Origin of the sequence: Candidatus Amarolinea dominans (genome assembly GCA_016719785.1) — a bacterium.
GTDB classification, from domain to species: Bacteria; Chloroflexota; Anaerolineae; order SSC4; family Amarolineaceae; genus Amarolinea; species Amarolinea dominans.
On the sequence record JADJYJ010000015.1, the window covers coordinates 1 to 13,557 of the forward strand.

Consider the following 13,557-nt stretch of genomic DNA (forward strand, 5'->3'; position numbering starts at 1 on the left):
ATTGAAACGGCGACGCTGGGCTGCCGCTCGCCTGCGCCTGGCGTGAACCGGCCCAAACTCGATTGCGAGATTGAAACAGAAAGGTCTGTCGTTGGTCCCGATATATCCAATTTGCGTGAACCGGCCCAAACTCGATTGCGAGATTGAAACAACACCTCGGTACCGATACCTTCCCCGGTGTCGCTGGCGTGAACCGGCCCAAACTCGATTGCGAGATTGAAACACGGGGAGGCGTGGCCGAGCATGTCCTGGGTGACGGCGTGAACCGGCCCAAACTCGATTGCGAGATTGAAACAGTTACCAAAGAAAATGGGCAAAAAAAAGCCCATCGGCGTGAACCGGCCCAAACTCGATTGCGAGATTGAAACACCCTGATAGACGAGGTAGAGGCCAGGCCGTGGGTGGCGTGAACCGGCCCAAACTCGATTGCGAGATTGAAACTACACCTCGTCCTCCTCGTCCATCTCGTCCACGCCTGCGTGAACCGGCCCAAACTCGATTGCGAGATTGAAACCGTGTTGCACCGCACCCGCACCTGCCCCACATCCACGCGTGAACCGGCCCAAACTCGATTGCGAGATTGAAACAGCCTGACGCTGACGCCCTGGCTGGTACGCATCGAGGCGTGAACCGGCCCAAACTCGATTGCGAGATTGAAACTCCTGAGCAGGAACGGCTGGTGGCCGAGGCGACGCCGGCGTGAACCGGCCCAAACTCGATTGCGAGATTGAAACCGCACGCGAACATCCCCGCCCCACTCCGGCACCGGCAGCGTGAACCGGCCCAAACTCGATTGCGAGATTGAAACGATGGCAGCACAGTCAAAGACCTTCGACGGGATGAAGCGTGAACCGGCCCAAACTCGATTGCGAGATTGAAACACGGACATCACGTTCGACCAGGCTGATGAATTCGCCGCGTGAACCGGCCCAAACTCGATTGCGAGATTGAAACGTCTATGTAATCAAGCTCTTGGGGGTAGAGGCTGACGCGTGAACCGGCCCAAACTCGATTGCGAGATTGAAACAGCGGACGGCCCAAGCAGGATCGTCGGACGGGCGGTGCGTGAACCGGCCCAAACTCGATTGCGAGATTGAAACCGATGCCACTCATCGAACGAACGAATGGCTGATACTGGCGTGAACCGGCCCAAACTCGATTGCGAGATTGAAACCAGCCGCTGCGCCACCGAGAAAATCCGATCAAGCGCGCGTGAACCGGCCCAAACTCGATTGCGAGATTGAAACCACATTCGCCACCGTCGCCGCCACGATCCCCGCGTGGCGTGAACCGGCCCAAACTCGATTGCGAGATTGAAACTTTCGATTGGCAGTGGACGCAGGCGGTGTACTCGGCGCGTGAACCGGCCCAAACTCGATTGCGAGATTGAAACACGAGATCGTGAACGCTGACAGCGTCGTCGTCCCCAGCGTGAACCGGCCCAAACTCGATTGCGAGATTGAAACCCCCACAGCGGTCAGGGTGCCCGTCGTGTTGGACAGGCGTGAACCGGCCCAAACTCGATTGCGAGATTGAAACGGACATCCCGACCCGCAGCTCATTTCGGATTGTGCCGGCGTGAACCGGCCCAAACTCGATTGCGAGATTGAAACTAGGGTGGGCGAAGGGGCGAAGAAATGGGAATCTCCGCGTGAACCGGCCCAAACTCGATTGCGAGATTGAAACCGCTGCCCGGTCCAAATGCCAAACCTGACGATCAGGCGTGAACCGGCCCAAACTCGATTGCGAGATTGAAACTCCGCCAGAGCAGTTGAATGTATTCCCGTTCGCGGTGCGTGAACCGGCCCAAACTCGATTGCGAGATTGAAACCTTCATATCGCCAGGCCCGAATAGTCGCCGCTAAAAGCGTGAACCGGCCCAAACTCGATTGCGAGATTGAAACGGAAAGATATGTGGAAGGGTGCTGTTGGGGCAAATAGCGTGAACCGGCCCAAACTCGATTGCGAGATTGAAACCGCGGCAGGCGACTCATGGCGCGAGCGCAGCGGCCTGGCGTGAACCGGCCCAAACTCGATTGCGAGATTGAAACATTTGTCGTGGCCTGGCCTAACGAAGAGACGGGACGGGCGTGAACCGGCCCAAACTCGATTGCGAGATTGAAACAATCATGCCCAGGATGTGGGCCTGGCGCTCGGCGGCGCGTGAACCGGCCCAAACTCGATTGCGAGATTGAAACCACGGGCGCGTTGGCGCTGCCCTCGGTCGAGGAAATCCTGGCGTGAACCGGCCCAAACTCGATTGCGAGATTGAAACCTCGAATGGCCCATTGCCGCCGGGCGCAAACTGATGCGTGAACCGGCCCAAACTCGATTGCGAGATTGAAACCAGCAGCCTCACCATCTCATCGTCCATTTTTGCCGGCGTGAACCGGCCCAAACTCGATTGCGAGATTGAAACGATCAGCAACCGCGCGCCCAACGTCGCCCCCACCGTGCGTGAACCGGCCCAAACTCGATTGCGAGATTGAAACGACGGGGTGGACGGAGTGGACAGAGGGAAGGGGGGAGCGTGAACCGGCCCAAACTCGATTGCGAGATTGAAACGAGCAGCCCATCCTCCGCGCGGCCGGCCACGCTAAAGCGTGAACCGGCCCAAACTCGATTGCGAGATTGAAACGGCGGTGATTACACTGTCAACCAGATGGCAATACCTGCGTGAACCGGCCCAAACTCGATTGCGAGATTGAAACTCATGCCGTTAAAACCTATCCCGATGTGGCGATTGGGGCGTGAACCGGCCCAAACTCGATTGCGAGATTGAAACAAAAATCGGCTTGATCTGCTCCTGATTCGCCATCGCAGCGTGAACCGGCCCAAACTCGATTGCGAGATTGAAACCGTCGTGTTGATGACCTGGTACGTTGTTCCTGCCATTGCGTGAACCGGCCCAAACTCGATTGCGAGATTGAAACAGCGAGTTTGTGACCGACCCCTCGGCCGCCGGCCTGGCGTGAACCGGCCCAAACTCGATTGCGAGATTGAAACTCTTCGCCTGGTTTCTGCGGCTGTGGGATGCCAAGCCAGGTGCAATGGCGTGAACCGGCCCAAACTCGATTGCGAGATTGAAACGCTTATCCCACACAATCCACCCCGTAGCTTGTGGGTGCGTGAACCGGCCCAAACTCGATTGCGAGATTGAAACAAAATTGTCAACCGCGGTTTGCACGAACGTATCGTAGCGTGAACCGGCCCAAACTCGATTGCGAGATTGAAACTCCACTCCGTCAGCTGCTCACTGTCCAGCCATGACGGCGTGAACCGGCCCAAACTCGATTGCGAGATTGAAACCATTGACCACAACGACATGATCCGCTACCTCCCCCTGCGTGAACCGGCCCAAACTCGATTGCGAGATTGAAACGTAGTATTTTTCCCAGAACACCATGCCGCCTTCGAAGGCGTGAACCGGCCCAAACTCGATTGCGAGATTGAAACACAAAATTTGCGCCAGGGGCCGAAGAGAGCCCCCAGCGTGAACCGGCCCAAACTCGATTGCGAGATTGAAACCCGCCGACCGACTTCTACGACGGGCAGGTCATCACGGCGTGAACCGGCCCAAACTCGATTGCGAGATTGAAACGTGCAGGGCCTGGACGTGCGCAACGCCGCCAACGTGCGTGAACCGGCCCAAACTCGATTGCGAGATTGAAACATCTCCGGATTCAAGTTCGATCACGGCGTCGGGGTCAAGCGTGAACCGGCCCAAACTCGATTGCGAGATTGAAACTTCAACTGTCCAGTTTGGCGGATTCGTCAGCGACAGGCGTGAACCGGCCCAAACTCGATTGCGAGATTGAAACGCCCATTTGCCTTGTTTTGCGAATTGCTTGCCGTCTGCGTGAACCGGCCCAAACTCGATTGCGAGATTGAAACATCAGCGCATCCAGGCGGGCCTGTTGTGCCAGCGCCAGGCGTGAACCGGCCCAAACTCGATTGCGAGATTGAAACGGATAAGCGGGCCACCCCCGAAACACCGGGCATCCCAGGCGTGAACCGTCCCAAACTCGATTGCGAGATTGAAACCCGCACGATGAGTGCGGAGTTGGAGCGGCTGAAGAAGCGTGAACCGGCCCAAACTCGATTGCGAGATTGAAACCATCACCCCACATGGCTGGCGTTTTTGCACCATCCACGCGTGAACCGGCCCAAACTCGATTGCGAGATTGAAACAAAGCCATGCTCTACTGCCAAGTGCCGGGGACGTTGCGTGAACCGGCCCAAACTCGATTGCGAGATTGAAACGTACATTTGCATATGATGTTGGGCCTTTCCTTTCCTTGCGTGAACCGGCCCAAACTCGATTGCGAGATTGAAACCGGGGAGCCGCTGAACTCTCCCCCATACGCTGAGGCGTGAACCGGCCCAAACTCGATTGCGAGATTGAAACAGCCAGACGACGCAGCCGCAGCCCGCGCTATCCTAGCGTGAACCGGCCCAAACTCGATTGCGAGATTGAAACTCATCTGGTCAATCTCCGCCGCAACTCCGACATCCTCATGCGTGAACCGGCCCAAACTCGATTGCGAGATTGAAACTTACCGCCTGATCTCTGAATGCCTGGAACAGCGCAGCGTGAACCGGCCCAAACTCGATTGCGAGATTGAAACTCCTCGAAAACCTGGAGACCACCCATGGCGCCTAAACGCGTGAACCGGCCCAAACTCGATTGCGAGATTGAAACAGTACGATAGTTCCATTTGGCCGCAAACACTTGCGTGCGTGAACCGGCCCAAACTCGATTGCGAGATTGAAACGCCTTCATATCGCAGACCTGCCGCGAGATGGCCCAGCGTGAACCGGCCCAAACTCGATTGCGAGATTGAAACAAGAGAAACATGAGGTCGGCGGGTCAATTGAGATCAGCGTGAACCGGCCCAAACTCGATTGCGAGATTGAAACCACGCGTTTTCCTTCTTTCGATTGAAAATCTCAAACGCGTGAACCGGCCCAAACTCGATTGCGAGATTGAAACTCCGCTCCACCCTCGCCAGCAGCAGCCTGCGCAGCGCCGTCAAGCGTGAACCGGCCCAAACTCGATTGCGAGATTGAAACGGGCAGTGGGTGCCCACCTTCCCAGGGCGTGACGTGGCGTGAACCGGCCCAAACTCGATTGCGAGATTGAAACTTCCCAGTGCGTCGGGTGTCCGCACCCCATGTCCTGGCGTGAACCGGCCCAAACTCGATTGCGAGATTGAAACATACAGCCGGCGAGCACCGCACCGCTGAACGTGGACGCGTGAACCGGCCCAAACTCGATTGCGAGATTGAAACTGCTGGCGCAGGGTACGGCGAAGGGGTGGGGGATTTGCGTGAACCGGCCCAAACTCGATTGCGAGATTGAAACCGGCACTGGTCACTGGCGGCAGTGGAGCGGGCTAAGCGTGAACCGGCCCAAACTCGATTGCGAGATTGAAACCTCAGTCCTGCCGGCCGCCACGCCTGCCATTCCCGAGCGTGAACCGGCCCAAACTCGATTGCGAGATTGAAACCAGCTACATCGCGCTCAACGGCTGGTGCCCTGGCGGCGTGAACCGGCCCAAACTCGATTGCGAGATTGAAACAGGCGCACATCTTCGGGCGACGGGGAAGGGTCGCCAGGCGTGAACCGGCCCAAACTCGATTGCGAGATTGAAACCGGAATCCTTTAGATTTCTTTAGCTCCCCATTTCTTGCGTGAACCGGCCCAAACTCGATTGCGAGATTGAAACCTGAAACCGTACAACGAGGCGACGAAGGAGATGAGGCGTGAACCGGCCCAAACTCGATTGCGAGATTGAAACTGGCGCTGCTGGAGTATGCTGAGAATCATGCGCAGTGCGTGAACCGGCCCAAACTCGATTGCGAGATTGAAACTATGACCTGGCTGCACTGCTGCCCGACCCGCTGATAGCGTGAACCGGCCCAAACTCGATTGCGAGATTGAAACTTGCGCTCGGAGGCCAGCTGCTTGACTTCGTCGGTCAGGGCGTGAACCGGCCCAAACTCGATTGCGAGATTGAAACCAGCTAATTCGGACTCTTGATAACTGCTTGGAAGGCGTGAACCGGCCCAAACTCGATTGCGAGATTGAAACTAAAATGCCTATCTGCCGCTGATACTGCCATTGCGAAGCGTGAACCGGCCCAAACTCGATTGCGAGATTGAAACAACGGGTTGACGCAAAGCGCGGCCGCGGCCGCAGCGCGTGAACCGGCCCAAACTCGATTGCGAGATTGAAACACACCAAGCCCAGCCAGCCCCCGACTGGCACTGACAGGCGTGAACCGGCCCAAACTCGATTGCGAGATTGAAACGTTATGATTTTGGCGGGCCTGGCGTTTATGGGCAATGGCGTGAACCGGCCCAAACTCGATTGCGAGATTGAAACAGCGTTGATCTCGTCATTGTCCAATTCACAGGTCGGCGTGAACCGGCCCAAACTCGATTGCGAGATTGAAACGTAAAGTTCGGCGCTCGTTTCGCCGCTATTCGGCAGGCGTGAACCGGCCCAAACTCGATTGCGAGATTGAAACATGCGTAGGGGTTGCTGCTTCGTCACTGATCCAGCGGGCGTGAACCGGCCCAAACTCGATTGCGAGATTGAAACACAGTGACGGTTGTCGTCGCAACCCCGCCATCTCCGCGTGAACCGGCCCAAACTCGATTGCGAGATTGAAACCGGCGATTACCTGGAGACTGACGACCTGTCCAGCGTCGCGTGAACCGGCCCAAACTCGATTGCGAGATTGAAACATGACACTGATAGCGGTAGTGGTTGTTGGCGGCCATGGCGTGAACCGGCCCAAACTCGATTGCGAGATTGAAACTTTTCCCATTCAGGATTTGTTATGTTCATTGTTCGAGCGTGAACCGGCCCAAACTCGATTGCGAGATTGAAACCGCAGTCGGATGTGCTGGAATTCGACACCGATGGCGGCGTGAACCGGCCCAAACTCGATTGCGAGATTGAAACACGCCGTTCTCGGAGGCGGATGTGCGGGCGCTGCTGGCGTGAACCGGCCCAAACTCGATTGCGAGATTGAAACAACAGGCTCACCGCCTGCCCGATGACGGCCATGATGGCGTGAACCGGCCCAAACTCGATTGCGAGATTGAAACAACAGCAGTAGCCTGGGTGCGATTGACCCCATCATGCGTGAACCGGCCCAAACTCGATTGCGAGATTGAAACTGATCGTCCGCCTTCGCCGTGGGTGCCGCTGCTGGCCGCCTCGCGTGAACCGGCCCAAACTCGATTGCGAGATTGAAACCTGGTTTCCGTGATGACCGTCGGCGCCTTGCCGGTCGCGTGAACCGGCCCAAACTCGATTGCGAGATTGAAACACGATGGACCTGCTGCGGGCGTTGGGCGACGCGGGGCGTGAACCGGCCCAAACTCGATTGCGAGATTGAAACCATCTCGCCGGCCACCTGCAGCGCCAGGCGCAGCCGGCGTGAACCGGCCCAAACTCGATTGCGAGATTGAAACACAGAAATACGACCGCGAGGGCCGGCTTCGGTTTCGCGTGAACCGGCCCAAACTCGATTGCGAGATTGAAACAGAAACCTGCGAACAGCACTAAAGATATTGTTAGCGCGAATAAGTAATGGGTCAAGCTGCTACCAGGGGTAGCACCTGTCCTTTCTGCCAGTAGAGATCCCAGCCGTGATTGAGAGTCAATGTTTTCAGAGCGGCCAGTGCATCCGTGGTGGATTGACTCCAGTGCATACCTTGGTGCTTCTGGCGGCGGGCGACAATCAAGTCGTTGGCTTTTTCCACCTGACCGCTGCCGTTGAACTGGCGTGCTTGCCGGCGGAGTTTATAGTTGGGAATGCTGGTGCGGCGGTTCTGTAGGTAGTTAATCAACTCATCCAGCTTGTTCGCATTCTTGGCAACGGGCCGGTAATCTTCGAGATAGGCCACTGCAGCCCCTACATCACCTGACCAGAGGGCAGGCAGGAGGCGTCCGATCAACTGTGCCTTATCCTTGCGGTTGCGGCAGATCATAGATAGCAGTTCGCAGCATTTCTTGCGCAAGTGATACCAGTCCAAGATCAGTTCCTTATGCGGTAAGTGCGCCAATTGCTCGGCGAAGAAGTTGCGAATCCAGCGGGCGCCATCGGCCAGCAGCGTAATTAGGGCGGAATTGCCCCCACAGAGCACGAGCAACAGACACACCTGCTGTAGAAAGGTAGCGCCAGTACCGCTGAGATAACGATAGCCCTGCGTCGTGACAATGCGCGCTGTGTGCAACTCCCACCAAGCACCCGGCGTCGGTTGACGCACCTTAACTTCGTCTAAACTCGCCACGATTTGATTTGGCTGCACCGTCGGCCCCAAACGTGCCAGGTTAGCCAGTGTCAACGTCGGTTCCGCACGTCGCGCCGTGAGCACACGGGCCCAGTCGCCAGCACTAACGCCGGTTGGCGACTGCGGTGTCTCGGCTGCCAACGCTGTTTCAACGGCAGCATTCAATTCGGCGGGCCAAGTCGCTGACCGTCGAGCGGCTTCAGTAGGGATCAAGTGCGGTTGTAAACCGGCAAGATCGCCCTGTGCAAGCAAGGCTTGCACCTCATCAGCTTCCGCTTGGCGGACTACCTGCCCATGCGTGCGGACCAATTGCCGCACCTCGGTGCTTGACAAGACTGATGGCGTCTGTGTCTGCCAGCTCAAAAGCCGCACAACCGTCTCAAACGGCATATCTTGAGCCAACAAACACGCCCATTCTTGTAACGATCGGGTGATGATCATCCCGTTGTGCTCCGGTAAGATCGCATTGCCAGGCATTGTGTGCGTTCCCGTCGCTGGGTGGTAGCAAACCTGCCGTGGTAAGTGCAATACACCTAGCCGACTGGCGACTTTGACGCTGGCAAAACCATCAAGATGAACGCCCCCGAGGGGGGAAAAACTGCTGGTGATTACCCACCAACAGTTGATCCAGTTCTCGCCATTGATCCACCAGTAGGTGGCGCATCACAGCTTGCCCGGTGTCAAGAGTCGTTACCTCCAGTTGATTTAGAGCTGTTTCTGATACAAGTTGCCCGACATCAGCCGCAGGTAGATCGATCCGATGCAGCTCCGTCGTCCGTTCAGGTTCCTTCTCGTCCGCAACCCGAACGATCAAGATGCGTAAGTGGCTCATGTGTCCTCCCATTACTCGAGCGATGTTTGCTACCAAATATGATATACCATACAGTGTCGCTCTTGACTAATGGAGATGGCCCGCTTACACCTTGGCCCCATCACTTATTCGCGCTTACAAGATATTCATGTTCGCGTGAACCGGCCCAAACTCGATTGCGAGATTGAAACTCAATCGTCGCGGGCGTGGTCGCGGGCACGTTGGCGGCGTGAACCGGCCCAAACTCGATTGCGAGATTGAAACTGGGACAGCCTGGTGGGTGCGCGCCGGAAGCTGTGGGCGTGAACCGGCCCAAACTCGATTGCGAGATTGAAACGGCGCTGCTGAACGTGCCGCCGAAGCCCGCCGGCATGCGTGAACCGGCCCAAACTCGATTGCGAGATTGAAACATCGGATGCAGCCCGCACACCTGGCACACACCTCACGCGTGAACCGGCCCAAACTCGATTGCGAGATTGAAACATCGCCCTGGTGCAACGGGCAGCGCGAGCTATGCCGGCGTGAACCGGCCCAAACTCGATTGCGAGATTGAAACATCGCATTCGGCGGTGTCGGCTGCATACTCGATGCAGGCGTGAACCGGCCCAAACTCGATTGCGAGATTGAAACTGGGGGAAAAATGGCGGGCGTTCTGGTGATTACGCCGCGTGAACCGGCCCAAACTCGATTGCGAGATTGAAACCTCGAACATCGAGCAGATGTCGCTGGAGTTCGTGATGGCGTGAACCGGCCCAAACTCGATTGCGAGATTGAAACAAATATCAGGACGCTCGCCGGCGAGTGCTGGACGGGCGTGAACCGGCCCAAACTCGATTGCGAGATTGAAACAATTGGCATCAGCACGCACGACGTTTCCGGCTGCCGCGTGAACCGGCCCAAACTCGATTGCGAGATTGAAACTTAGGGCACAAAGACCCCAGGACTACGCTACAGAAGCGTGAACCGGCCCAAACTCGATTGCGAGATTGAAACCGTGCTATCGTTGTCATCACCCACCCCAGGTATAAGCGTGAACCGGCCCAAACTCGATTGCGAGATTGAAACATCGTATTCATCGTAACATTGCGTACGATAGTCCGCGGCGTGAACCGGCCCAAACTCGATTGCGAGATTGAAACTGATAGCCAGTGTAGGGATACAAGTCAAGGCTGCCGGCGTGAACCGGCCCAAACTCGATTGCGAGATTGAAACTCCGCCAGAGCAGCTGAATGTATTCCCGTTTGCGGGCGTGAACCGGCCCAAACTCGATTGCGAGATTGAAACTCCACGTCGCGCGGAAGGTCCTTCCTCGCGACGTGAGCGTGAACCGGCCCAAACTCGATTGCGAGATTGAAACCACGGTCATTTCTCCTTATCCGTAAAGTTGCCGAAGGCGTGAACCGGCCCAAACTCGATTGCGAGATTGAAACAAACACGTCATACCACCAATTCACCAACCCGCCGGCCGCGTGAACCGGCCCAAACTCGATTGCGAGATTGAAACCGTGCGTCCATTCCCAACTCTCTATCGTCGAATCCACGTGAACCGGCCCAAACTCGATTGCGAGATTGAAACCGCAAAGTCGGCCTCATCAACGACCAGGGTGCCCCGGCGTGAACCGGCCCAAACTCGATTGCGAGATTGAAACACCCAGGTTGCGCCGCACGTGATGGTTGGATTCGTGGCGTGAACCGGCCCAAACTCGATTGCGAGATTGAAACAGCCGCCGGTCGCATGTACGGCCTGGCCGCCATCGCGTGAACCGGCCCAAACTCGATTGCGAGATTGAAACCATACTCCCCTCCCCGTTTCACCATCGTGCCCCTGAGGCGTGAACCGGCCCAAACTCGATTGCGAGATTGAAACACTCATCGGCCCGCTTCATCGCCCTGCTGGCTCATGCGTGAACCGGCCCAAACTCGATTGCGAGATTGAAACCAGCGAGTAACCGCTGGCTGGCTTACCACAGCCACGCGTGAACCGGCCCAAACTCGATTGCGAGATTGAAACTGTAACGCAGGAACAGAAAATGACAACGCCAGTATTGCGTGAACCGGCCCAAACTCGATTGCGAGATTGAAACAGTCCCTGACAACATCATAAAGGACGCAGCATCTTTGCGTGAACCGGCCCAAACTCGATTGCGAGATTGAAACAATGTGCGTCCTTGCGAGCGGATCGGGTAACTCAAGTGCGTGAACCGGCCCAAACTCGATTGCGAGATTGAAACATTGGAGCTAATCGCCTGCGCCAGGTGGTCATTGGAGGCGTGAACCGGCCCAAACTCGATTGCGAGATTGAAACCTTCAGAATCACCCGCACCCCCCACGGCCCGCGCGAGGCGTGAACCGGCCCAAACTCGATTGCGAGATTGAAACATCAGCCTTCAACCCCATGAATTCGGCCAGCGTCAAGCGTGAACCGGCCCAAACTCGATTGCGAGATTGAAACGTCCCGATGCCGACGTTGCCCGCATTTGTTACTACTAGCGTGAACCGGCCCAAACTCGATTGCGAGATTGAAACCATCTCCCGCAGCGTCGCACTCGGCCAACTCGCCGAAGCGTGAACCGGCCCAAACTCGATTGCGAGATTGAAACAATACAATGACAGCATAGCAAAGTTGTATCATTCAGAGGCGTGAACCGGCCCAAACTCGATTGCGAGATTGAAACTTGTTTCCGTTGGCGCTAAACTTCGGCCATTCGACGCGTGAACCGGCCAAAACTCGATTGCGAGATTGAAACGGCGAGTGGTGGGCGCTTGGAGTTGGCAGTCAAGCCGCGTGAACCGGCCCAAACTCGATTGCGAGATTGAAACACGGGCAACCCGGCGCCGAGCCAGCCGTACACCTGCGGCGTGAACCGGCCCAAACTCGATTGCGAGATTGAAACTTTCTGCTGTAGCCGTGGGTCTTTCGACATGGCCCAGCGTGAACCGGCCCAAACTCGATTGCGAGATTGAAACTCAGGGTAGATAATCGGAACAGCGCCGATGCTCTCATGCGTGAACCGGCCCAAACTCGATTGCGAGATTGAAACTCGTGCCACAGGTGACCAGGCGCACGCCAGCGAGAGGCGTGAACCGGCCCAAACTCGATTGCGAGATTGAAACTGGAAATGCCTCGTTAAAAGGGCAATTCCCATCGGTGGCGTGAACCGGCCCAAACTCGATTGCGAGATTGAAACACCGGTCGCGCCATAGGCACCGCAACGACAAGCGCCAGGCGTGAACCGGCCCAAACTCGATTGCGAGATTGAAACTACGTTGCTTTGGCTGGCTAGGGCTGACTTGACTTGCGTGAACCGGCCCAAACTCGATTGCGAGATTGAAACTGTTGGCGTATAATCAAACCAAAGGGAGGGAAACGCGCGTGAACCGGCCCAAACTCGATTGCGAGATTGAAACTGGCATCTCGGCTAAGTTGATCCAACGCATGTGTCGCGTGAACCGGCCCAAACTCGATTGCGAGATTGAAACCCTCAATCTCTGCCAGAAGCACAAACACATCCGCACGCGTGAACCGGCCCAAACTCGATTGCGAGATTGAAACTTGCCGATGCTTGCAGCATACGCCTGAAACGCCTGGCGTGAACCGGCCCAAACTCGATTGCGAGATTGAAACGAATCGCTGGTTGATGTGGCGCTGCGTTTTCGACGTGCGTGAACCGGCCCAAACTCGATTGCGAGATTGAAACTCAGGAGTCGGGTCAGGATGCGGATACGCCACAGGTGCGTGAACCGGCCCAAACTCGATTGCGAGATTGAAACGATGAATTTACAAGCGTTGTTGACAGACAAGTAGCGCGTGAACCGGCCCAAACTCGATTGCGAGATTGAAACTAGGTCGGATCCCAACCGCTGCCAATCCGGTAGTCTGGCGTGAACCGGCCCAAACTCGATTGCGAGATTGAAACTTCTCGACGAAGGGCGCTTGGCTGATATAGCTGCGGGGCGTGAACCGGCCCAAACTCGATTGCGAGATTGAAACAGGGAGGGCAGGTTGAAGCCGTCATCATCATAGCCCAGCGTGAACCGGCCCAAACTCGATTGCGAGATTGAAACTATCATCCGGCGCTACAACGTCGGGGGCACCATCACGCGTGAACCGGCCCAAACTCGATTGCGAGATTGAAACATTGGATGCGCGCTGAAAGACGCTGTGTCGGGCGAGCGTGAACCGGCCCAAACTCGATTGCGAGATTGAAACATGCACGCGGCGGACATGCACGCCCGCGTCATAGTTGCGTGAACCGGCCCAAACTCGATTGCGAGATTGAAACAACGGTGGGGACCTGCTCATCCGGCTGATCTTCCGAGCGTGAACCGGCCCAAACTCGATTGCGAGATTGAAACCTATCCGTGAATGACATCATCAATTGTCCAGACGACAGCGTGAACCGGCCCAAACTCGATTGCGAGATTGAAACAGCACA

The 13,557-nt window shown here is 56.6% G+C and carries 2 protein-coding genes and 2 CRISPR repeat arrays (1 of these 4 only partly in view); both genes read right to left on the reverse strand.

Annotated features, from left to right (window positions below; genetic code table 11):
• Positions 1–39: 39 nt before the first annotated feature.
• A CRISPR array of direct repeats spans positions 40–7,560; the repeat unit is 37 nt; unit sequence GCGTGAACCGGCCCAAACTCGATTGCGAGATTGAAAC.
• Between the two features lie 51 nt (positions 7,561–7,611).
• A complete protein-coding gene (locus IPM84_15915) occupies positions 7,612–8,751 on the reverse strand; it encodes a hypothetical protein (GenBank protein ID MBK9094226.1) in 1,140 nt (379 codons plus the stop codon).
• 127 nt (positions 8,752–8,878) lie between these two features.
• Positions 8,879–9,142 carry a hypothetical protein gene (locus tag IPM84_15920; protein MBK9094227.1) on the reverse strand — a complete coding sequence of 88 codons (264 nt, stop codon included), beginning with the start codon at positions 9,140–9,142 and terminating at the stop codon, positions 8,879–8,881.
• Between the two features lie 133 nt (positions 9,143–9,275).
• Positions 9,276–13,557: a CRISPR direct-repeat array (repeat unit 37 nt; unit sequence GCGTGAACCGGCCCAAACTCGATTGCGAGATTGAAAC); it runs 2,405 nt beyond the window's last position.